This window comes from Belliella baltica DSM 15883 (genome assembly GCF_000265405.1).
Classification (GTDB): domain Bacteria; phylum Bacteroidota; class Bacteroidia; order Cytophagales; family Cyclobacteriaceae; genus Belliella; species Belliella baltica.
Map to the genome: position 1 here is coordinate 563381 of NC_018010.1, position 22568 is coordinate 585948.

At 37.5% G+C, this 22568-nt stretch carries 20 protein-coding genes; 6 read left to right on the top strand and 14 right to left on the bottom strand.

What is annotated here, in order from left to right; all coding sequences use genetic code 11:
* Positions 1-97: 97 nt before the first annotated feature.
* The 3 genes from istB to tnpC form a co-directional block, all read right to left on the bottom strand.
* Positions 98-808, bottom strand: coding sequence for an IS21-like element helper ATPase IstB (istB, locus tag BELBA_RS02645; protein ID WP_014771211.1), 711 nt, complete (start codon positions 806-808; stop codon positions 98-100).
* A gap of 136 nt (positions 809-944) precedes the next feature.
* Entirely contained in the window at positions 945-2411 is a 1467-nt protein-coding gene (gene istA / locus BELBA_RS02650; protein ID WP_014771212.1) for an IS21 family transposase, read from the bottom strand.
* A gap of 372 nt (positions 2412-2783) precedes the next feature.
* Positions 2784-4226, bottom strand: a complete 1443-nt coding sequence (tnpC, locus tag BELBA_RS02655; RefSeq protein WP_245531063.1) for an IS66 family transposase — start codon at positions 4224-4226, stop codon at positions 2784-2786.
* Positions 4227-4384: 158 nt separating this feature from the next.
* Between tnpC and BELBA_RS02660 the strand changes: the two genes are divergently transcribed.
* Together BELBA_RS02660 and BELBA_RS02665 are read left to right on the top strand one after the other, a co-directional pair.
* Positions 4385-4744 carry a flippase-like domain-containing protein gene (locus tag BELBA_RS02660; protein WP_280956354.1) on the top strand — a complete coding sequence of 120 codons (360 nt, stop codon included), beginning with the start codon at positions 4385-4387 and terminating at the stop codon, positions 4742-4744.
* Positions 4745-4867: 123 nt separating this feature from the next.
* Entirely contained in the window at positions 4868-6043 is a 1176-nt protein-coding gene (locus BELBA_RS02665; RefSeq protein ID WP_014771215.1) for an ATP-binding protein, read from the top strand.
* Positions 6044-6223: 180 nt separating this feature from the next.
* Here BELBA_RS02665 and chrA read toward each other — a convergent pair whose 3' ends face one another.
* Both chrA and BELBA_RS02675 read right to left on the bottom strand, forming a co-directional pair.
* Positions 6224-7420 (bottom strand): chromate efflux transporter, encoded by a 1197-nt coding sequence (gene chrA, locus BELBA_RS02670; RefSeq protein WP_014771216.1) that lies wholly within the window; start codon positions 7418-7420, stop codon positions 6224-6226.
* A 1-nt stretch (position 7421) separates the two neighbouring features.
* Positions 7422-8402, bottom strand: a complete 981-nt coding sequence (locus tag BELBA_RS02675; RefSeq protein WP_014771217.1) for an isopenicillin N synthase family dioxygenase — start codon at positions 8400-8402, stop codon at positions 7422-7424.
* Between the two features lie 75 nt (positions 8403-8477).
* Here BELBA_RS02675 and BELBA_RS02680 point away from each other — a divergent pair, with 75 nt between their 5' ends.
* The 3 genes from BELBA_RS02680 (at position 8478) to BELBA_RS02690 (ending at position 11661) form a co-directional block, all read left to right on the top strand.
* Positions 8478-9245 carry a hypothetical protein gene (locus BELBA_RS02680; protein ID WP_014771218.1) on the top strand — a complete coding sequence of 256 codons (768 nt, stop codon included), beginning with the start codon at positions 8478-8480 and terminating at the stop codon, positions 9243-9245.
* A 96-nt stretch (positions 9246-9341) separates the two neighbouring features.
* The gene (serS, locus tag BELBA_RS02685; protein WP_014771219.1) at positions 9342-10613 is read left to right on the top strand and encodes a serine--tRNA ligase; all 1272 of its coding nucleotides are present in this window, start codon (positions 9342-9344) and stop codon (positions 10611-10613) included.
* A 466-nt stretch (positions 10614-11079) separates the two neighbouring features.
* On the top strand, positions 11080-11661 hold the full coding sequence (locus BELBA_RS02690; protein ID WP_014771220.1) for a hypothetical protein: 582 nt from the start codon (positions 11080-11082) through the stop codon (positions 11659-11661).
* A 52-nt stretch (positions 11662-11713) separates the two neighbouring features.
* Here BELBA_RS02690 and BELBA_RS02695 read toward each other — a convergent pair whose 3' ends face one another.
* The 7 genes from BELBA_RS02695 to accD form a co-directional block, all read right to left on the bottom strand.
* Positions 11714-13009, bottom strand: a complete 1296-nt coding sequence (locus BELBA_RS02695) for a pseudouridine synthase (RefSeq protein WP_014771221.1) — start codon at positions 13007-13009, stop codon at positions 11714-11716.
* Positions 13010-13104: 95 nt separating this feature from the next.
* The gene (murQ, locus tag BELBA_RS02700; RefSeq protein ID WP_041779198.1) at positions 13105-13911 is read right to left on the bottom strand and encodes an N-acetylmuramic acid 6-phosphate etherase; all 807 of its coding nucleotides are present in this window, start codon (positions 13909-13911) and stop codon (positions 13105-13107) included.
* Positions 13892-14746, bottom strand: coding sequence for a hypothetical protein (locus BELBA_RS02705; protein WP_014771223.1), 855 nt, complete (start codon positions 14744-14746; stop codon positions 13892-13894). The genes murQ and BELBA_RS02705 overlap by 20 nt, the downstream gene beginning before the upstream one ends.
* 4 nt (positions 14747-14750) lie before the next feature.
* Entirely contained in the window at positions 14751-14978 is a 228-nt protein-coding gene (locus BELBA_RS02710; RefSeq protein ID WP_014771224.1) for a cytochrome b5 domain-containing protein, read from the bottom strand.
* A gap of 1 nt (position 14979) precedes the next feature.
* The gene (locus BELBA_RS02715; protein WP_014771225.1) at positions 14980-16131 is read right to left on the bottom strand and encodes a formimidoylglutamase; all 1152 of its coding nucleotides are present in this window, start codon (positions 16129-16131) and stop codon (positions 14980-14982) included.
* An 87-nt stretch (positions 16132-16218) separates the two neighbouring features.
* Positions 16219-17523 carry an NADH:ubiquinone reductase (Na(+)-transporting) subunit F gene (gene nqrF / locus BELBA_RS02720; RefSeq protein WP_014771226.1) on the bottom strand — a complete coding sequence of 435 codons (1305 nt, stop codon included), beginning with the start codon at positions 17521-17523 and terminating at the stop codon, positions 16219-16221.
* A gap of 141 nt (positions 17524-17664) precedes the next feature.
* On the bottom strand, positions 17665-18507 hold the full coding sequence (gene accD / locus BELBA_RS02725) for an acetyl-CoA carboxylase, carboxyltransferase subunit beta (RefSeq protein ID WP_014771227.1): 843 nt from the start codon (positions 18505-18507) through the stop codon (positions 17665-17667).
* A gap of 266 nt (positions 18508-18773) precedes the next feature.
* Between accD and BELBA_RS02735 the strand changes: the two genes are divergently transcribed.
* Positions 18774-20399 carry a carbon starvation CstA family protein gene (locus tag BELBA_RS02735; protein ID WP_014771228.1) on the top strand — a complete coding sequence of 542 codons (1626 nt, stop codon included), beginning with the start codon at positions 18774-18776 and terminating at the stop codon, positions 20397-20399.
* A gap of 19 nt (positions 20400-20418) precedes the next feature.
* On the opposite strand, the gene BELBA_RS02740 is transcribed toward BELBA_RS02735, so the two are convergent.
* Together BELBA_RS02740 and BELBA_RS02745 are read right to left on the bottom strand one after the other, a co-directional pair.
* Positions 20419-21531 carry a transporter gene (locus tag BELBA_RS02740; protein WP_014771229.1) on the bottom strand — a complete coding sequence of 371 codons (1113 nt, stop codon included), beginning with the start codon at positions 21529-21531 and terminating at the stop codon, positions 20419-20421.
* A gap of 333 nt (positions 21532-21864) precedes the next feature.
* The gene (locus BELBA_RS02745) at positions 21865-22404 is read right to left on the bottom strand and encodes a hypothetical protein (RefSeq protein WP_014771230.1); all 540 of its coding nucleotides are present in this window, start codon (positions 22402-22404) and stop codon (positions 21865-21867) included.
* Positions 22405-22568: the final 164 nt, after the last annotated feature.

Sequence of the window (22568 nt, forward strand, 5' to 3'; positions counted from 1 at the left end):
TAGCGGTCAAAGTGACCCCCTATCAGCGCTGCAAAGTGACCCCCCGGAGTTAAGTAGTTTTTTTGGTCAGGAATAGTGGACTTACATCGCGTTAAAGTTATTGTTTTTCGGGATTAATATTACGTTTTCTTCTCAGGGATTCTCCCTTTAGTTCTATCCGGTGAGCATCGTGCACAATTCTGTCCAAAATAGCATCTGCAAGAGTTTGATCTCCGATTATTTCATACCATGCACTGACCGGTAACTGCGAAGTGATGATGGTGGACTTTTTACCATGTCGGTCCTCTATAATCTCCATCAGCAACATTCTGCTCTGAACATCCAGGGGTTGTATCCCAAAGTCATCGAGTATCAACACATCAAGTTTTTCGAGTTTGAGCATCTCTTTGATAGAAGATCCATCAGCCTTAGCCATTTTCAGTTGGGTAAGCAACTTAGTCGTATTCGCATAAAGGACTTTGTGTCCCTTGCTACAAGCCTGATTGCCCAAGGCACAGGCAAGATAACTCTTACCTGTGCCTGTACTTCCTGTCATCAGAATGTTTTCTCCTTTGTGGATGTATGCTCCGTCTGCGAGTCTCAATAGTTGATTTTTGTCCAGTTCACGCCCGGGACGAAAATCCAGTTCCTCGACAGTGGCTTTGTATCGGAAACGTGCACCACGAAGGCTTCGATCCATCCTGCGGTTTTGACGGTCATCCCATTCGTTTTCCACGAGCAGACTAATCAGTTCATCCGGTGTAAGGGATGACAGAGAGCCGGATTCTGTGGCATGACTGAAGCTTCGTGACATGCCGTAAAGCTTCATTTTCTCATTTTTTCAATTGTTTCTTGTATCATTGGAATTGGTGTTTGTTAACTGAAGTATCTGTTGCCACGGATGTTGTGGTGTTTGGGCATCTGGGAAGACTCATCCAGCTGTTCATCGGAAAAACTGATTGCGTCTAAATTTTGGAAAGGATCTGTTCAATCATAGGATAGGTGTAAACACCATACTCTGACGCTCTTTTGCAGGCTCCAGTGATCCGCTGTGAACCCACTTTACGGGCAAGATGAAGGATTCCGGAGCAGGATCTATAACCTTGCTCCGGATGGGGAATAGATTCCATCAGGCTGGATAGGAATTTCCCTACCTCCTTGCTGATCTTATTGCCTTCACTTACAAAGAATTCATAACTCCAATCGGATACATACTTCTGGTTTCCGGCCAGATGATCCCTTAGTGTCGTGTACTTATGCTTCCTTTTATCGCGTTTGTGTTTGGCTATAGGATGATACTTGTAAAAGATCTCTACCTGGTCATCATTGAAAAGGACTTTGACTTTCTTTCCCATATACTGATGGGGAACACTGTAGTAGTGTTTATCCTCCCCAAGACATATGTGGGTGTTTTTCATTACAGTGCACACTTTGACACTCATCAGCTGATAAGGAAGTTCGGGAAGTGCCAGCAGACTGTTCCGCTCAAGTGTCTCAAACTGTTCCCTGCGACTTTCCTCACCTCTGAGTGCATAGTCATTGTAGTTGGATACCAAAGGAACAAGTGCTTCATTAAGGCTTTCTAAGGATAAAAAAACTTTGCCTTGCAGTTCTACATAAATCCGCTGATATACCAGTCTTACAGCACCTTCGACCAGAGACTTTTCTCTTGGCTGACGCGGTCTTGCCGGAATGATAGTGGTGTTGTAATGCTCAGCAAAGGTTTCAAAGGTCTCGTTCAGGACTGGAGAGTATTTGCTGCCTTTGGTAACTGCAGACCGGAGGTTGTCAGGCACGATTACCCTTGGAACCCCGCCGAAGAACTCCAGCATCCTTGTGCAGCTTCCGATGAAGTCGGGTTTCTTCTGGGTGTAAGTGGCTTCCACATAAGTGTATTGAGTACAGCCCAGCGTAGCCACAAATACCTCTACAGGAAAATGCTCCCCTGTATCGGGATCAGTGACATAGAGCTTTTTACCCGCATAGTCGATGAATACTTTATCTCCGGCTAGGTGCTCAAAATGCATCGTTAGCCCCTGCTTACCCACGTATTGCCGAATATGTTTGCGGAACTGGCTGGCCTGAAAACCGTCAGGATGCTTCTGTCGGTATTCTTCCCAGAGACGCTGACGTGTCATGCCTTTTATTCGCAACTTCTTAACGATCCCAGGCAATAAAGGAAGTAATACTTCCAGCCTGTCACTTTGCTGCACAGGGGCTGGTGGACCTAATATTAATTCAGCTAAACCTTCATCGGAAAGCTGATTAACCTCTTCAAAGGAAAGGCCTGTTTGCTGAAATCTTTTAAGATAGGACTTGACAGTATTGCGGGAGACTCCCGTCAATTTGCTGAGCTGCTTGGAGCCATGGCCTTCAAAATGGCCTCGTAAAATTTGTTTGATCTTGTTCATGGTAAGAGTGCGATTGGCCATGGGAATGCTTAATTGTTTGCACTCCTAACAGGACTTAAAAGCCTCTTATTCCATTCCAGAAAAATAACTTTTGACGGGGGTCAATTTACATCACCAGCCGGGGGTCAATTTGAATCACCAGATGGGGGGGCAATTTAAATCGTCAGAAGGGGGTCAACTTCATCATTTTTTGCACAAGCATTTCAAAACGCCAGTCAAACAGCTTGTTCAGGCCTCTCTTTTAGATAGATTAGGAGGATTGGTCGCGATAATTTTCATTTTACTTGGCCTTTTACTCATTGTAGAAATAAACATCAATTTGATTCCAGCAATACCAATTTCGACTATTTCCATTATTCTACTTCTAATTACCTATCCAATCTTTTTTTGTAACTACTCAGGTTGTAAATTAGCTATATGATTTAGATTTTCTAAGATATTTCCCGAACGTTTGATCAGGGTATCCACGACGGATCTTATAACACAGAAGTTTTCAGCTCCATTGTTGGATTTGAACTGTCCTGATATTTTTTGTTTCACCTTGATGTTGCGTATGGCTCTTTCAGAGGCATTGTTATCCGGTGGTACTTTTTGGTGATAGAGAAAAGTAAAAAGTGACTTTCTGTATTTCAGGAGTCTTTTTTGTAGGGATACTGCTTCTTTATGTTTTGACTCTACAGGTTGGGCGAGTAGGTTATCCATCTTCTCTTCAATGGAAGCAATACTCCTGCTATTCTCTGGATCTGGTAGTTTTTTGAGTTTTCTCTTCAGTGAGATAGCTTCCCTGAACAGGGCCCTAAGGCTGTCAGCCCATTTAGATTTATAGCGTTCAACAATGTAGTTGAGCTCCCTAAGCAGATGTGCACAACAGAGCTGGTGCAGGTTTTCCGAATAGTTGAAGTATGCCCTCCATGCATCGTGGCACAATACTGCCTTTCCGAACCCATCGGGAAAATGTGTATTCATCGCCTTAAGTCCACGTGATTCAGATATAGCTAACAGGGTGAGTTCCTCGGTCTGATAAGTCCAGACCCACTGTTTGTTTCCATCCACTTTAGCCCCAGTCTCGTCAGCTCCTATCACAGGACTTTTAGAGACTGCCGTCTTTATCTTTGCATATATTGGTGCAGACTTGCGGGCAAACCTACCGATAATGTTATCGATACTCCCCTCGCTGAGATTAATACCGAAGCAGTCCCTGAGAAGTTCTTTCATCCTTCTATAGGGAACATACTGTCTGGCATGCAGATAACCGACAATGGTTTCAACACCGCTCCCGTACTGTATGGGGGCATTGATATTGTCAGGGAATGACCCACTGATCTTTTCTCCACAGGAACAGTTTTTGGAAAAGATTCTATGCTCGGTACATACCACTTTAATCACAGGAAGATCCAGGACCTGTCTTTTGGAGGACAGTTCTGCTGGAACCGCCGACAGATCACCACCACAGCAGGTACAGAATAAAGGGATGTGGTTTTCTATTATGTCCGGGGAGGATGTCATTTCAAGGGTATGGCCTTTGTGTCCAGGCTGACCGCCGGTTTTGCGCCCTGTATCCTGACGGAGACTCTGATTTTTTTTGGGGCGGTTCTCGTCTTTTGAAGGGGGAACCGAGCTGTTGCGGCTGTTTTTGGGATTACGGTAACGGGCAAGCTCATTTTCCAAATCGGATACCCTAGATTTTAAAGACTTGACCTGCTCCATAAGCTGGAGGTTCATCTTGATCAGTTCCTGAATAAGCGTATCCCTGTGGTCCAATATACTATAGAAATGTTTCCTGAATATCAGCACATAATCCCATGAATACCAATAATCCACGCTGTTTTTCCCCACAAAAAAATGTGGATAAACCAACTTTAAAGCTGATTTTCGTACATTCACATACAAATACGCATCAATACACCACAGAGGGCAACAAGACTCCAAATACTTGAATATCGGTCAGTAAATAATGTACCTGAGTAGTTACCTTTTTTTTAATCCATAAATTAATTTTTTCAAAATTCACACCCTCTTTTTTAGCCGCAAACCTCTATTCCATCGGCGGACAAATAGCCCAAATGGTAGCAGCTTATTTTATCCTAATCGCTTTAGGAATAGATCAAAAAATCCTCGAGTATCAATTTGTATTTTTATTATCATCTATCGTAGCAGTCTTGCCACTCACTATTGGTGGAGTTGGTGCAAGAGAGTTGGTTTTCATCTATAGTCACGAATACATCGGAATTGATAAAAATGCAGCTGTTGCCTTCAGCCTAATCTTCTTTTTGATCTCTGCGATAAGCTCTTTATTTGGTGCATTTTTAAAAATTGATTTTGAAAATGAACAAAAACCCATAAAAAGCATTTAAAGAGTTTTAAACCTATTTTTAGAAGAATACAACATTGAAAATTTAAAATTACATTTTAAATTTTCAATGTAAATTTGATTTTTAAGGATTGAAAATTTAAATTTAATATTTACTTTTACAATCATGATTTATAGAAATATTGCGTTAGAACTAGAAGAGTTACTTCAGGACTTTCCAGCCGTATCTATCTTAGGCCCACGGCAGGTAGGAAAAACTACGCTTGCTCAGGGAATCGCTGCAAAATTAGACAAAGATGCTATCTATCTAGACTTAGAAAGTCCAAGTGACAGGAGCAAACTAGCAGAACCTGAGCAATATTTCTACCTTCACAGAGGCAAATTGATCATTTTAGATGAAATTCAGAGATTGCCTGAACTTTACCCAATACTCCGAGGAGTCATTGACAAAAGAAGAAAAGAAGGCTATCGATATGGACAATTCTTGATATTGGGATCAGCATCTTTAGAATTGATCAAGCAATCATCAGAATCATTGGCAGGAAGGATCGCTTATGAAGAACTCTTCGCTCTCAATCTTTTGGAAGTCCAAAAAGAAGATAATTCACTGGAGAGACTGTGGCTGAGAGGAGGGTTTCCCGATAGCTTCTTGGCAAGATCAAATCCGGCAAGCTTGAGATGGAGAAATAATTTCATCACAACCTACCTAGAAAGAGATATTCCTCAAATCGCACAATTTATCCCAGCAAATAGACTTCGGAGACTTTGGACAATGTTGGCACACCTACAAGGTTCTCAACTCAATATGAGCCAACTTGGTAGTAGTATGGATCTTAGCTCTCCAACAATCAAAAGCTACATTGAATTATTAGAAGACTTACTTCTATTAAGAAGTATCAGACCATGGTTTAGCAATGTTGGCAAACGCTTGGTGAAAAGTCCTAAAGTATATATTCGAGATTCAGGTTTAGTTCATGCATTATTGAATATAGGAGAAATGGAAGAACTACTAAGCCACCCAATTTTGGGATTAAGCTGGGAAGGTTTTATCATTGAAAACATTTTATCCATATTGCCAAAAGGAGCTGAATATTGGCACTACAGGACGTTTTCTGGAGCTGAAATCGATCTTGTCATCACATTTAAAACGAAAGTGATTGCTCTTGAAATTAAGAGAACTTCGAGTCCAAAAGTCTCAAAAGGATTTATTATTTCTTGCGAAGACATCAAGGCAACAGATAAGTTTATCGTATACAGCGGCAACGAAAGCTTTCCCATAAGTAACGAAACAACTGCCACTTCCTTAGCCAATATCATGGATTATGTGAATAAATTGGCTTGAAGGGATCTAGGATTGGTGGGATAAAAAAAGTGTCGGCAACACGAATCCTTCTTTCTCTTAAATTGAACCATTTAGTGTTTGGCGTCAGAAACCAAAGACCTCGCACAAATCTATCTAGCTTTTCCTACCTAAACTATTCTGAATAAATGTATTAATCTTTAAATTAACAATAACTAAGATTTAAAAAATCAAATTATAACCTATCCCAGCTACTACTCCAATGATGATGATCAAAGGTGAGGAAAGCTTGGTGAAATTCAACAAAAGGTAAGTACCTAAAATAGCCAATACATTGAACAAGTTCGCATCCAATGGCTCAAACAGTAAGTAAGCCGCTGCGATTAGCATCCCGCAGCTCACAGCATTAACACCTTCCAATGCTGCACGTACTGGCCTATATTTTTTCAATTGATCCCAAAAACGGATTACAAAGAATATCAAAAATGTACCTGGCAAGAAAATCCCAGCAGCAGCGATAAACCCACCTGTCAACAAACCCATCACGCCATATTCCCTCATTGACAAGGCTCCAACATACGAACTGATACTGAAAGTCGGTCCTGGCATTCCTTGTGAGATTGCATATCCAGTAAGGAATTCTTGAGAAGTGAGAAACTCTTTGAACTCTACAAATTCAGTGAATAAATAAGGCACCAACACTTGCCCTCCTCCAAAAATCAAACTTCCGTTTCGATAGAAATTTTCAAAAAGAAGAACTGATTGATTTTTGGTAATCGCACCTAAAACTGCTGCTAAAATCAATATCCCTGCCCATAAATAGAAATTAGCCCAAGCGATTTTTAATTTCTTATCCCCTTTTTCCTTTGGGTGATTTCTGTAGTTCATGGAAGTTACCAATCCTCCTGCCAACAATAAAATTGGAAATACATAAGGAGAATTGTAAAAGAATGAAACAAACGCAGCCAACATCATCAAAACTGTAGCTTCTGTAGTTTTGACCATTTTGAAAATAGTCTTTTGCGCAGCGTAAATGATGAATCCAATTGCCATGGGTTGGATAAATTTGGCAAAGTTTAGTGCTCCTGGTGTATTTTCTTGTAAAAAGTCAATCAAGAAAGCTGCAGCTATCATCAAAATAGTAGCAGGCAAAATCCATAAAAAAAGTGACAGATAAGCTAAATTTGGACCTCCAATTCGATAACCTATTGCTGAGATAGTTTGTGTAGAAGTCGGCCCTGGTAGAATCTGACATAAAGCATTGAGCTCCCAGAGCTCTTGTTCAGAAATGTAACCTCGCTTCCTCACCATGAGTTCTAAGACCATGGCAAGGAAAGCTTGTGGGCCACCAAATGCTGTCACAGAAAGTAGTAAAACATCCTTCAGGTAAAGATAATATCTTACTTTCTTTACTGTCACCTTATTTCTTCAATCCTAATTCTCTAAGACGTTCGTCCAAAAACTCTCCTGCTGTTGCATCTGTAAATTGCTTTGGATTACTTTCATCTATACAACTTTCCAGACAAGTCAAGTCCATCTCAGACCTTGGGTGCATAAAGAATGGAATGGAGAACCTGCTTGTATTCATCAATTCTCTTGGAGGATTGACCACACGATGTATGGTTGATTTCAATTTTTTATTGGTCAATCTCTCCAACATATCCCCTACATTTACAACCAATTGGTCAGGAAGTGCTGTGATAGGAATCCATTTTCCGTCTTTTCTCAAAACCTGAAGTCCATCTGCACTTGCTCCCATAAGCAAAGTAATCAAATTGATATCTCCATGCTCTGCTGCTCTTACTGCATCTGCAGGAACTTCATCAGGGTTCTCAATTGGGAAATAGTGAATTTGTCTCAAGATTGAATTCCCATACTTTACTTTATCTTCAAAATAATTTTCTGGTAATTCCAAATACAATGCAATGGCCTTTAGCATATTTTTGCCAGCAGCTTCCAATGTTTTGAATGCTTCCAAAGCAATTTCTTCAAACTCGGGCAACTCTGTTGGCCAGATATTATCAGGATATTCGGCTTTGATAGGATCTGAATCAGGGATACTTGCTCTATCTTGGCCCACATGGTAAAATTCCTTCAGGTCTCCTGTATTTCTTCCTTTGGCATGTTCTTTACCTTTGCCCGTGTAGCCACGCTGATAACCAATTTCTGGTTTTTCATATTTTGCCTTCACATCATCAGGAAGAGCAAAATATCTCTTAATAATATCATAAAGGTTATCTTGTAATTCTTTACTTAAACCATGGTTTTTTATAGCAACAAAGCCAATATTATTGTAGGCTTGACCTAGCTTTTCTACAAAAGCTGCCTTTTCATTTACATCTCCAGAAGTGAAATCTGCTAAGTCTAAAGATGGAATTTCGTCATATAAAATCTCAGTCATACGGATATAATTTACCTCGAAAGGTACGGTTTTTTACGCTAAATTTAAATATCTTTAGCTATACCACTAAAAACTATGAAAAACTTCTGTCTCTTTACTTTCTGTGTTTTTCTATTATCACTTAGCTCTTGCGAGTCGAGACGTGAAAAAAAAGAAGAGGTTAAAATCCCAATTACAAAAAGCGACTCCATTTCTTCTCCAGTGCCCGAGATTAGCTTTTATTTTTATGAAGAAAAGAATGACTATCCCGATGCAATAATTGAGATGTTCAGCCCATTGGGCAATCAAGTGTTTAAGCCTGGCAAAATCCCCTTCGAATTTAATATAAAGAATTATCCTTACGGTGAAGGGCTGAGTGGTTTTCAACTCAAATTAATCCTCAATTCAGGAGATCCAATTGGTTATAATATGCCGATATTTCAAAGAGAACTCAAAGAAGGAACATACAGAGCAATTGCATACCTAGTCGATGAAGAAGGGTTGATGCTCAAAGAGTTTGGGAATTATGTGGATAGAGATTTTCGAGTTGGAGAAACTAGACCTTTCCCCTATTCTGCTGAGCCTTATATTGCTGTAAATTTACCTTCAGAAGGGCAAGAATTCACCGCAGAAGAAGAAGTGACTATTGATTTTTTGGTTCTTGGCGGCGAATTAAAATTAGACAAACTGAAAGTTGAAATCTCAATAGATGACATGAAATACGAAATTGAACAAGTCACCCCAGTTAGGATCGCAAATCTCCCCAAAGGCGAGCACAGCATTGCTATTAAACTCTTGCACCAAAATGGCAATGAACTTGATGGACCATTTTCAACAATTAGAAAAAAAGTAATTGTAAAATAAATCGTTTTTTGGCTTTCTTGTAAGATTTGGAAGATGCCTTTTAAAGAACATCCTTATCTTTGCAGCTATCAAATTTAAGACTCAAAGACACATTATATGTTACTTGTAAATACTATCAGGGACAATTTTGAGACCGTATTGGAAGGTCTTCAAAAGAGGAATTTCACCCATGCCGAGGCCACCTTACACCAAGTTTTGGAATTGGACAAAACCAGAAAAGAAACACAGACAGAAAGGGATAATTTACAAGCAGAATCAAACAACATATCGAAAGAAATTGGTGCTTTGATGCGTGAAGGGAGGAAAGAAGAAGCAGAAAAAATCAAATCAAGAACTGCTGAGATAAAATCTCAAATCAAAATCCTTGAGGACAATTACAATAACGTCGAGGAAGATTTAAGGCAAATTTTATATACAATCCCAAATGTCCCTCATATTTCTGTACCATCAGGAAAATCAGCGGATGATAATGAGATCGTATTGGAACATGGCAGCATTCCTGATCTTCCTGAATCTAAACTTCCCCATTGGGAATTGATCAAGAAATATGACATTATCGACTTTGATCTTGGTGTGAAAATCGCCGGCGCAGGATTCCCGGTATATAAAGGGAGAGGTGCAAGATTACAAAGAGGCTTAATCAATTTCTTCTTGGACGAGGCGATGAAAGCTGGCTATACGGAAATACAGCCTCCGATCCTTGTCAACGAAGACTCAGGCTACGGCACAGGTCAACTTCCAGACAAGGAAGGTCAGATGTATGAAGCTACAGCAGACAAGCTCTTTTTGATCCCAACTGCAGAGGTCCCAATTACCAACTTATATAGAGACGTAATTTTGAACGAACAAGACTTCCCAATCAAGAACGTCGCTTATACTCCTTGTTTTAGAAGAGAGGCTGGAAGCTGGGGGGCACATGTTAGAGGATTGAATAGGCTGCATCAATTTGACAAAGTTGAAATAGTGCAAGTTGTTCACCCAGATAATTCCTATGAAGTTTTGGAAGACATGAGTAATTATGTACAAAGTTTACTTCAAAAATTAGAACTACCATACCGTGTTCTTAGACTATGTGGTGGAGATATGGGCTTTACTTCTTCTTTGACTTATGACATGGAAGTCTATTCTGCCGCGCAAGAAAGATGGTTAGAAGTAAGTTCTGTAAGCAACTTTGAAAATTATCAGTCAAACAGATTGAAGTTGAGATATAAAGGCGAAGACAAAAAAACGATTTTAGCACATACTCTAAATGGTTCAGCCTTAGCTTTACCAAGAATTGTTGCTTCCATATTAGAAAATAACCAAACAGAACATGGCATAAAAATGCCAAATGTCTTGGTCCCTTACTTAGGTTTTGACATGATCTAACTCTGGAATTTCCCAGATTTAAAACATAAATCCTTAGAAAACTCTTGATGCTTTTCTAAGGATTTTTCATTTTTTTGACATTTTAAAATTTAAACACATAAAATTTTTTGAAATATTTCATTGAAGTAATTTCTTTTGATCAGAAAAACATAGAGCTATAATTCAGAATATTATTTGGATTATTGGAATAAATCGGTCTTTGCATTTTTCATGATAACGTTTCCGTAAAAATTTTTCATTTATTATCAAATTCATATCATTTTAATGTTTTAATTATATATTTGATAATAATAAATTATTTTCATTGCATTATTTGCAATTAAAGTTATTCATGTATAAGTTTGTATCATCATCTTTTAAAAGATACTCTCCCAAAGTAGCTGGCCTCTATTTTACATGTTCGATAAATCGACACAGAGGTTAATCAAAAAATAAGTATTTCTTAACCCTATTAAATTATACTATTATGAGATTAATGACAGCAATGATTCTTGCAATGAGCATTTCAGTTACAGCCTTTGCAAAACAAAACACACTTGAAGGAACTGTTAAACTTAAAAAAGTAGCAGACAGCAAAGTTCAATTGATTTATGGAATGGTACCGAGTGGTGCAATCACAGTTAAAATCTATGATGATTTTAACACCCTACTCCATACTGACAGAATTCTTTCCAAAAAGGAATTCTCCAAAGCTTACGATTTTTCAAAATTGGCAGAAGGAAAATACCAAATCGGGGTTTTCAACAATTCAGGAGAAATCGATCATTTGGAATTAAATCTTGGGACAGACAGAAAAGTAGAGCCTGTAGTTTTCTCGAAATTGGAAAAAGTGGAAAACAATCAATATAAACTATTGGTAAACTCTCTCCTACCGTCAAATATGACTGTTCTAATTTATGAAAACAATCAATTGGTTCACGAGGAAGAATTATTCAATTCTAAAGGTTTTCAAAAAACTTATATCTTCAACCATAGCAGATCAAATTCTAAAATTGAATTCTTTGTAAAATCAGACAATGGATTCTCGAAACTATTAGCGACAAAATAATAGATTAAATTCAAAAAAAGAGGCGTTTTCTTACCGAAAACGCCTCTTTTGTTTATTTGAAATATTTCAAGTTGATCACTTCCTTTTCGGTAAGGAATCTGTATTTTCCTCTTGGAAGATCTTTTTTGTCAAGACCAGCATAAGTAACACGGTCTAGTGCAATCACTTCATATCCAAAATGTGCAAAAATTCTTCTTACAATTCTATTTCTCCCAACATGAATTTCTAAACCTAAAATAGTTTTGTCTTTTGAAAGCACTTGCATATCATCCACTTTCACATCGCCATCTTCCAATGCAAAGCCTTCAAGAATTGTCTCTTCATCAGCTTTGGTCAGCGGCTTATCCAAAGTTACTTGGTAAATCTTCTTAATTTCATTGGAAGGATGCGAGAGCTTAGCAGCCAATTCCCCATCATTGGTAAATAGCAATAACCCTGTAGTATTTCTATCCAATCTACCAACAGGAAATATGCGCTCTTTACAAGCATTGCCTACGAGCTCCATCACGGTCTTTCTTTCCATTGGGTCATCAGTTGTAGTGATGAAATCCTTTGGCTTGTTCAAGAGCAAATAAACTGGCTTTTCAGGATTGATATTTTTCCCCTTGTAAGTGACCACATCAGCTCTTTGAACTTTATAGCCCATTTCCATGATCGTTTCTCCATTCACTCTGATATCTCCATTTTGGATTAAAGTATCAGCTTCTCTTCTTGAACAGATTCCAGAATTAGAAATATATTTATTCAATCTAATTTCGTCATCATCCTGATTTTTATTGAGTTTTTTCTCAATTCTATCAAAATTATATTCAGGTCTGGGTTCAGCTGGAGCTTCATGAAACTTAGATTTCTGAGACTTTTTTCTAGCAGCCAATTTCTTATCAACATCAGACTTCTTCACCGTTTCAAAAACAGGCCTTTCATCTTTTCCTCTCCCTTTATAAACTGTCTTAAATTCACCTGAATTTAATTTAGGGCCCGAGGTTTTAGATCTTGAACTAGTTTTCCCATAGGATGGATTATTTCTCCCTTCTTGTGGTTTTGGAGTATATTTCTTTTTTGGATAACCTTCTAAGCTGAATTCATCCTTTTTGGCTGAACTTGACTTGGCAGCATCTTCTTTTGATTTTCTTATGGGAGAAAATTTCTTTTCGTAAGGTCCATCTGATTTTTTAAAACTTGATTTAGATCCTCTTTCAGTTTTAAAATCATCTTTTGATCTGGATTTCTTAAAGTCTGAATCCTTTGAAAAATCTTTTTCTCTGTCACTTCTACCTTCTTTGTTGTAAGGCTTACTTGGTTTAGAATCTCTATTAGACCCTTGATTTCTATTATTATCTTTTTTCATTTTTCATGCAACATCTCTGCTGTATTTTTTAGTAAGTCCACTTTAATTGAAAAGAATCTAAGCTCCTGAATTTAAAGGGGCTGCAAAGATAAGGATTATTTCTGATAAAAAGCTTTGATTGCTGCCCTGACAGACCCATGTTTCAAAAGAAGATTTTTGGACTCTTCTTCTTTCAACCCAGTTGCTTCGGCTATCATCCTTGTACCCCTTTTGACAAGTTTTTCATTAGACAATTGCATATCAACCATCTTATTCCCTTTCACACGACCAAGCTTAATCATTACCGATGTTGAAATCATGTTCAGCACCAATTTTTGAGCTGTTCCTGCTTTCATCCGAGTACTTCCTGTGACAAACTCTGGACCTACAATCACTTCAATTGGAAAGTCAACTTCATGAGCTAATGGTGTATCGGCATTGCAAGTAATACATGCAGTCAACAAGTTTATTCCTTTGGCTTGTTTTACTCCACCAATGACATAAGGGGTGGTTCCAGAGGCGGCAATACCAATCACGATATCACTGGCATGAAATCCATACGCACAAATGTCTTTCCAAGCTTGATTTTGATCATCTTCAGCATTTTCTACTGCCTTTCTAATGGCTTTATCACCACCAGCTATAATCCCAATCACGCGATCATAAGACACTCCAAAGGTAGGAGGACACTCTGAAGCATCCAAAATCCCAAGTCTTCCACTTGTCCCAGCTCCAATATAAAAAAGTCTTCCTCCTTGCTCCATCCTTGGGACGATTTGCTCTACAAGAGCAATAATCAAAGGTAGAGCTTTCTCTACCGCAACAGCAACTTTATGATCTTCTTGATTAATATTCATCAATAAAGTGGCAATATCTAATTTCTCGAGATTGTTATATAGAGAATTACTTTCTGTGGTGTTCATTTTTCTTGTGATAAAGTGTGAGGCCTGCAATTGGGCTTTCTAGAATTAAATTAACGTGAACCCCTAGATCAAAAGCAGCATTTCTTAAAATATCACTGTTATGAAAAGCGATTGAACCAACAAAATTCACTTGCTTATTTTGGTAATCATCAAACTTCATTACATATTTTCTGAAAAAATCTTGAAAGGCATTCAAGTACAGCAAATAACAATATGGATCAGCCTTGTTTTCTGTTAGAAATTTACAAAAAGATGCCATGTACCTCCCAGGAAAAGGATTCTTATAAACTTCATGAATGATCAGGTCATAGCTAAGACCCAATTGATCCAATGCTTTTTGATAAATTGAATCAGGCAGTTCATTATAAAGAAAATCCTGCAAAAATTTTTTCCCTATACTAGATCCTCCACCGAAATCTCCCAAAATATATCCTGGTGCAGGCATGGACCTTATGATTTCTTTACCATCATAATCACAACTATTGGAACCTGTTCCAAGAATACAAGCAATTCCAGCCTCATGGCCACATGTGGCTTTAGCTGCGGCAAGCATATCATGTTCAATGATTATTTCTGCTTTAGTAAAAATAGAAGATAGTGCTAAACTTACTTGAGTTTTCTTCGCATCGTTAGAACAACCTGCTCCATAATAAAAAATCTGATCGACTTGATTTGAAGAACTTAAAAGAAAATCCTCTTGGAGCAATTTGATCATTTCTTCTTTTGATTGGTAAGTCGGGTTGAAACCTATCCCACGATGCTGCACAATCGAACCATCATCAGCAATCAATCTCCAGTCTGTTTTACTTGAACCGCTATCTGCTATTAAAATCATTTTCTTAAATCAATTGTCCTATAGGATCAAATTTCACAAAAACTTTTTCGGTATGTGGAGCATCGACAAGTTCCTCAGTCAAATCTTGTCCTGCCCAATGCTCATAATGCTTTCCGTTTTTCCAAAGTCTTGATGCTGTCACATCATAAATCACACCTTTGAAGGCTATCCAAATCTCAGGTCTATCTTGCCCATTTCTCAAAGCAAGTTGCTGCCTTGTATATGTTTTCATCTCAAAACAATTTTAATTGGGCATTGATCCATCTTTCTGGGATTTCACCTGATTGTGCCATTTGGTAATCCTTGTAGCTGCATGGGATTATGGTCGTTCTTTCAAACTTCTCTTGATCATTTTGAGGGATTTCCATCCACCATTTATCACTTCTTTTACTTTTATAAAAGATGATAATGGAGGGCTTTGTATCCAAGGAGACAGTATACTTTATATAGTCATTACTTTTGAAACTTAGACTATCTTTCCTATCATAAAAACCTTCAATAAAATACCAAATCATGGTAGCAATGATTGAGGCTGTTTTATTTCTACTATCATCATAATATGGTTGATAGCCATAAATCCCAAAAGAGCTCAATTTTTCATTCATTCCAGCAAATCGACAAATCTGACAAGCCTCTTCCCCTGTCAATCCAAAAGGCTGAGCATCTGCAGCACCTGGAGCATCGGAAGATTGGATCGCACAAACGTCAAAACTCATCAAATCTGCATTTCTGATTAGGGGTTCAATTTCTTTGAAATTTGCTCTTACATTACCAAGTCTGATATGATCAAAATATAATTTCTCCATCACATTGATTAAGTCCTTGTCCACCAAAAAACTTTGATATGCCAAATGGGAATAATTAAAAAGGAAATTGGGCTGGTGAAGTATGATATTTTGCGTGTGAGTTTGATAAGGAAGCCCATCCTCTTCCATGTCTATTTTGGCGTCAACAGTTACCAGGCTGACGAGTTTCTTTAATTTTTGATAAGAGAGATACTGTCCGTAATCCAAGTCGTGCGATCCTCCAATATAAATTGGAAGGATTTGCTTTTTCAAGAGAAACTCACCAACAGTTTTGAGTATTTCGATAGATTCTTCTAGGGTATCCCCAGAAAGGAGATCTCCAAGATCCACTATCTTATACAATGCTTCACCTTTTTTAAGGTGATAGAGTTTTTCTCTAATCTCAATGGCAGATCTTTCTATTGTATCAGCATGCTTCATCCCTCTTTTTTCGGATAAGCCTACAATCGCAATCTGTACACCTTTTATGTCGGGAAAAGTATCCCCATGAAAATGAATAAAATTAAAGAAAGAATTGTGTGCAAATTTCTGATTGGTGATAATTTCAGGAACTGGCTCAAAGAAAGATTTGAGATTCATAGATTGTTGCTAAGTCTTTTTCAAAAATAAGTAAAAAAATCAGAGTGAAATAAAAAAGTCCCGCTATTGCGGGACTCTATTTATAAATTAACCTCCAAAGTCATCAAACCTGATATTCTCTTGAGGAACTCCCATATCATCTAGAAGCTTCAATACTGCTGCATTCATCAATGGAGGACCACAAAGGTAAAATTCAACTTCATCTGGCTCTGGGTGATCTTTCAAATAATTATCGTAAAGTACTTGGTGGATAAATCCAACATATCCATCACCTTCTCTATCGTCCAAAGATTTTTTGACTTTCCAATTGTCTTCTGGAAGTGGCTCAGATAAGCCTATGTGGAAATTGAAATTTGGGAAATCTTTTTCGATATCTCTAAACTGAGGAGTATAGAACAACTCTTTTTTGGATCTACCACCATACCAATAAGATACTTTTCTGTCTGTTTTCTCTGTATGGAATAAATGGAAAATATGAGATCTAAGTGGAGCCATTCCTGCACCACCACCGATGTAGATCATTTCTCTATCAGTTGGGTTGATATGGAATTCACCATAAGGACCCGAAATGGTCACTTTATCACCTGGCTTTTGAGCAAACACGTATGAAGAACAAACTCCTGGATTTACATCCATCCATTTGTTATTCGCTCTATCCCATGGTGGAGTAGCAATACGAATGGTCAACATAACAATATTTCCTTCTGCAGGATGGTTTGCCATTGAGTAGGCTCTAAACAACTCTTCGTCATTCTTCATCACTAGATCCCAAAGACCAAACTTATCCCAATCACTTTGATAAACATCTTTAGGGTGACCCAAGTCTGGGTGAGGTGTGATGTCCATATCCTTGAAATTGACAGTTATAGCTGGAACGTCAATTTGGATATATCCTCCAGACTCAAAATCTAGATTTTCACCTTCTGGAAGTTTAACTTTAAATTCTTTAATAAATGTGGATACGTTATAGTTTGAAATAACTTCACATTCCCATTTCTTAATTCCAAATATTTCTTCTGGAATTCTGATTTTCATGTCTTGTTTTACTTTTACTTGACATGAAAGTCTTACATTACCTTGCTTTTCTGCTCTACTCAAGTGACCTTCTTCTGTAGGAAGAACTTCTCCACCACCATCTTCTATGACGCACTTACACATTGCGCAAGTACCCCCTCCACCGCAAGCGGATGGCAAGAAGATTTTTTTGTTACCCAAGGTATTCAACAAAGTTGAACCAGCAGATGTCACAATTGGATTGCTCTCATCACCATTAATGATGATTTTGACATCTCCAGAGTTGACTAGCTTAGATTGGGCAAACAAAAGGATAAAAACGAGTAGCAGAATAATCAGTGTAAATGCTACAATCGAGGTAATAATTACTGAACCCATTTAATGATAATTTTTACTTTTAATTTTTCAGTATTTAGTCCCTACTTAGGGAATACAAATATATTTATAAATAGATAAAGAAGGTCAAAATCTATATGAATTTTGCCACTTTTATCCTTAATGATCTTAAGTTGTAACTGATTAATTGTTCAGTAAGTTTAACAAAGTTGTCAATCTGTTCTTCAACTGCCTTCTATCGATGATAAAATCTAAAAATCCATGTTCCAAAACGAACTCAGAACTCTGAAATCCTTTGGGTAGATCTTTACCTATGGTTTCTCTAATAACCCTAGGACCGGCAAACCCAATTAAGGCTCCGGGCTCTGCTATGTTGAAATCCCCTAACATGGCATAAGAAGCGGTAACTCCACCGGTAGTAGGATCAGTTAATAATGAAATGTATGGGATTCCTGCTTTGTCTAGAAGAGCGAGTTTAGCAGAGGTTTTTGCCATTTGCATTAAGCTAAATCCTGCTTCCATCATCCTTGCGCCTCCTGATTTTGAAATCATCAGAAATGGAATTTTCTCTTTTAGTGAGTAATCAATTGCTCTTGCAATTTTCTCTCCAACGACCGAACCCATGGATCCTCCAATAAAGTTGAAGTCCATACAAGAAACAACTAGGTCTAAACCATTCATTTTCCCTACTGCTGTTCTTACAGCATCATTCAATTCTGTCTTGGCAATAGTTGCATCAATTCTCGATGTATATGGTTTGGTATCGACAAATTTCAAAGGATCTCCAGATGTCATATTGGCATCTATTTCCTTAAATTTATTTCCATCAAATAATATTTCAAAATATTCTTTTGACCCAATCTTTACATGGTAATCATCATCGGGACAAACGTAAGAATTATGCTTTAATTCACGTGTATGAATGATATTTCCCTTAGGTGTTTTAAACCACAGGCCATCAGGAGCATCTTTCTTTTCCTCTGTTGAGGTCTTTATTCCTTTATCTGTTCTTTTAAACCAAGCCATAATTTATTCTTGTTAATCCCTGAATATTTATTTCAGGGATTACAAATTTATAGGTTATATCCATTAAATAAAATTACACCAGTAAGTTCCTCAAAGTCAAAACAAGTAAATAGCTTAAAATCAAGCACTAGAAGTGTTGATGGAAAGAGATTATGGAATTTCAATCCTGTAGTTTTTTTTAAATACCTTTTAGTTCGAATTGGGTATTTGTATTCTGCTGAATAAGCATGATATTCAAGGTTGAAACCCCAAATATATCTTCAGACATGAATCTGATCACCTTATTGAGTCTTTCTGCTTTTGTATTGATTGCTGCATATTTCATTTATGGTAAATATGTTTTTAAAAAATTTAAACTTGACAATAAGAATATCACGCCCTCACATCAGCTATCTGATGGTATTGACTACATCCCAAGTAAGCCAATAGTTGTATTGGGGCATCATTTCGCATCTATTGCAGGTGCTGGGCCTATAGTAGGGCCAATCATTGCATTGACATTTGGATGGATTCCTGCTGTGATTTGGATTCTAGTGGGAGGGATATTTTTTGGTGCAGTTCATGATTTAGGTAGTATGGCTGCCTCTTTAAAAAACCAAGGAAAATCTATTGGAGTAATTATCCAAAATAACATCGGATACAGAGGTAAGCAACTTTTTATACTTTTCAGCTTTTCAACCTTGATTCTCATCATTGGTGTTTTTGCAGATATCATCGCCAAAACTTTTGTGAGTAATCCTGGAGTTGCGTCGGCATCTTTGCTCTTTATTTTCTTGGCTGTATTATTTGGGTTTGTAAGTAAGGCTGTTGGAGATAAAAAAATGGCATTCATCATCATTTCCATTATTGGAATCGTCTTGATGTATTACTTTGTGTATTTGGGAATGCTATTTCCAATCGTCCTAGATTATCAAACTTGGATTTACATTTTACTAGCTTATGCATTTATTGCTTCGGTTAGTCCCATGTCCATGCTGCTTCAGCCAAGGGATTATTTAAATAGCTTTTTACTTTATGGATTAATCATAGCCGCGGTTATTGGTGTTTTTATCGCCAACCCTACTATCGTCATGGATAATGACATTCATTTTACTTCTGAGAATTTGGGATATATTTTCCCTGTTCTATTTGTAACTATCGCCTGTGGCGCAATCAGTGGGTTTCACTCTTTGGTCGCTTCAGGAACTACTTCAAAGCAAATAGACAAAGAAGGTGACGCTAAAATCGTGGGTTTTGGAGGCATGCTGATTGAATCTTTTCTCGCAATTATTGCTGTTGCAGCGGTAGTTGTCCTATCAAGAGCGGAGTATCTAGAGAAAATAGACACTTTAGGCCCCGTGCCTTTGTTTGCGAATGGCTTGGGAAATATTATCTCTAGCTTAGGGATATCAGAAGGGTTTGGGATTGGATTCGTTGCATTGACAGTATCCGCATTTGCTTTGACAACTTTGGATACTTGTACACGATTGGCTCGATTCACCTTTCAGGAATATTTCGAAGATGTGAAAAATCCTATCGGTGTGAAGCTTGCAAAAAATCGCTACCTCTCAACAAGTATTGTCATTGTACTTTCTGTTCTTTTATTGACATCTGGAGGATTCAGTGTCTTGTGGCCCATCTTCGGATCCGCAAACCAACTTTTGGCAGCATTGGCATTATTGGCAATCTCAGTTTATCTCATCAGACAAAAGACCAATGCTACCTTTGTCTTGATTCCGATGTTCTTTATGTTTACAGTTACTTTGACTTCCTTGGCATTATTTGCTTGGAAGAATTTCCAAGAGCAAGGATATATTTTAACTGGAATCGCAGTGATACTATTTATTTTATCATTGGCTTTGATTCTTTTGGCAGGGAAAAGTTTGAGAAAGGAGACTAGTCTTTTAGGCTAATCCCCCTAATAAAACATAATTAATCAATACTATTAAATACTTCTTTAACCTTCTTCGGAATCCTCCAAGCCAAATTCATATTGATTAGATAATCTGCAAAAGCAGCATCACCGTGTCTTCGGTTTTCAGGAGTGGACTCAATGATGTCAGTCAAACTTCGTGTTCTATTCCTGATTAATGCCACTGGAACAGTTAAAGTCGTGGTAAAATTACCCAGCATATAACTTATCCTTGGCTCAACAGAAACAATATATCCCGGTCTACGAAACCCATCACTTTCTCCAATCAAGTCTCTTATTGGAATTCCTTCAGCTCTTCCTCCCAATGAAATTCCCAGTCCGTGAAGCCTAGGAATTGGCTTAAAAAGACCTGCTCTAAAAGCAAATTGATCAGGAACACTCATGATTGATTCAGATGCTCTGCTCCTATTTGTCATAGTCCCATTGGTATTTCTTGGATTAAACATATAGAATCCATCATAGTATAAAAAGAAATTAGAGCGCAAATTCCAAATCCCCTGCGCATCTACTATCAGTCCCAATCCACCATCTCCTAACTGAATAGATTGATCAACAGGTCTTACTTCTGAAGTACCATTTGGACCTACATTATAAAATGTGCTTTGAGCATTGTAATCGCCCGTTGGAATTTTGATTCCAAAACCTATTGCTGTATTTCCTTTCTTCGCTTTTTCTGAAGGTAGCAACCAATAGCCAGCCCCAATTCGCATATCTGCCAATCCTTTAGAATAAGTCTTATGGCGTGAATTTCTTCCATGTTCATATAAAGAACTTCTTTCATTGTAAGCAAAAGGCAATGAAACTACAGCATAAGCTCTCTCCGAAATGGCATAACTTACATTGAGATCCACTCCATGCGACCAGTTAATCACTTCGGTATTGTCTGCAACTCGATTTGGGTGCTCTTCTGTACCGCTGAAGTGTCGGAATGACTTAAAATAGCGATAATTTGAGCTAATATTCCATTCTCCTTTTTCAAGGATATTTCCTTGTCCAACTGCATTTCCTATACCCGAAAATTGCCTAATCGCCACGCAACCTTGCGCATGGATTTGAGTTTGTACAAAAAAAAGTACAATCATACCAAGGATTATTGGTAATAATCTTTTCATAATAATTTTTAAGTTAAAATTTGAAATTGTTTGAATATTAAAAATCAATCCATTCAAAATTGGAGAAATACCCCTCCAAAATTGAAGCTTTGGAGGGGATAAATAAGTTGCTGTCTAACCAATTAATCACATGACACCCGATTATCAAAAGATAATCACATTCATATTCTGAGGGTAGACTTTTCATTTTCTTTCAGAAAAATCAACAGAAATACAATATGAAGAGATGATCTATGTACAACAAACCCCTTTGAAAACATAGAATCATCTGCTCAAAAACTGAATTTTAATGAGTGATTATCTAAAGAAAATACCAATTAAGAATGGTTTAACTCAAACCACTTCTGGAGGAGGAGTATTATTACTGAGAAATAATTCATTGAAAGGCGAAAAAATAAATCCTATGTAGTTTTTCTCTTGATTCATGAAAGGTGCAATCACAAAATCTTGATTGGGCTTGGTATAATCCTTTATGAATATTTTTGAAAGTAAAGAATTGCTATTTTCTGTGGGAATTTCATCTGAAACCAACGAAATGATCCATTTTTTCACAACATTATCCAGTTTGTTCTTTGCTGTATCAGGGACATAGACAATTTGTAAGGTATCATTTGAATACTTCTGCTTTACAGCCCGGTAATTTTTCCCGTCTTTTTCAAATGTAGTATTTGTAACCTGAAAATCAGACTGATCTGACATGTATGGAACAGAAATAGGGATCTCCATAATCTCTTCAGTAAACTCTTCAGTTTCGAATATTTTATCAGTCCAATATGATTCTAATCTAAAATTGAGCGAATAATAAAATCCATAGTACCCAAAATGGTACAAAGCAAACACGCTTAAAAGTAATATGGAGATAACTTTTCTCAATCTTAGGAAATTTTAAAATCAAAATAATTAAAATTACCCAAAAGCCACCATATCAAAAGATATTATTCAAAAATAATAGGAGTACAAAAATAAGTAGTGCCAAACCATATATTTTCAATACTTTCAATCTGTTGAAACGATCTAAAAACCAAAGTACTAATACA

What these genes read in the sequence shown, in the direction of transcription:
- BELBA_RS02675 (WP_014771217.1), bottom strand. Translation starts at nt 8,402, where the DNA reads ATGACTGAGATTTTATATGACGAAATTCCATCTTTAGACTTAGCAGAT.
- nqrF (WP_014771226.1), bottom strand. Translation starts at nt 17,523, where the DNA reads ATGGGTTCAGTAATTATTACCTCGATTGTAGCATTTACACTGATTATT.
- istB (WP_014771211.1), bottom strand. Translation starts at nt 808, where the DNA reads ATGAAGCTTTACGGCATGTCACGAAGCTTCAGTCATGCCACAGAATCC.
- murQ (WP_041779198.1), bottom strand. Translation starts at nt 13,911, where the DNA reads ATGAACACCACAGAAAGTAATTCTCTATATAACAATCTCGAGAAATTA.
- serS (WP_014771219.1), top strand. Translation starts at nt 9,342, where the DNA reads ATGTTACTTGTAAATACTATCAGGGACAATTTTGAGACCGTATTGGAA.
- BELBA_RS02695 (WP_014771221.1), bottom strand. Translation starts at nt 13,009, where the DNA reads ATGAAAAAAGATAATAATAGAAATCAAGGGTCTAATAGAGATTCTAAA.
- BELBA_RS02690 (WP_014771220.1), top strand. Translation starts at nt 11,080, where the DNA reads ATGAGATTAATGACAGCAATGATTCTTGCAATGAGCATTTCAGTTACA.
- BELBA_RS02680 (WP_014771218.1), top strand. Translation starts at nt 8,478, where the DNA reads ATGAAAAACTTCTGTCTCTTTACTTTCTGTGTTTTTCTATTATCACTT.
- BELBA_RS02665 (WP_014771215.1), top strand. Translation starts at nt 4,868, where the DNA reads ATGATTTATAGAAATATTGCGTTAGAACTAGAAGAGTTACTTCAGGAC.
- istA (WP_014771212.1), bottom strand. Translation starts at nt 2,411, where the DNA reads ATGGCCAATCGCACTCTTACCATGAACAAGATCAAACAAATTTTACGA.
- BELBA_RS02735 (WP_014771228.1), top strand. Translation starts at nt 18,774, where the DNA reads ATGAATCTGATCACCTTATTGAGTCTTTCTGCTTTTGTATTGATTGCT.
- BELBA_RS02740 (WP_014771229.1), bottom strand. Translation starts at nt 21,531, where the DNA reads ATGAAAAGATTATTACCAATAATCCTTGGTATGATTGTACTTTTTTTT.
- BELBA_RS02705 (WP_014771223.1), bottom strand. Translation starts at nt 14,746, where the DNA reads ATGATTTTAATAGCAGATAGCGGTTCAAGTAAAACAGACTGGAGATTG.
- BELBA_RS02715 (WP_014771225.1), bottom strand. Translation starts at nt 16,131, where the DNA reads ATGAATCTCAAATCTTTCTTTGAGCCAGTTCCTGAAATTATCACCAAT.
- BELBA_RS02710 (WP_014771224.1), bottom strand. Translation starts at nt 14,978, where the DNA reads ATGAAAACATATACAAGGCAGCAACTTGCTTTGAGAAATGGGCAAGAT.
- accD (WP_014771227.1), bottom strand. Translation starts at nt 18,507, where the DNA reads ATGGCTTGGTTTAAAAGAACAGATAAAGGAATAAAGACCTCAACAGAG.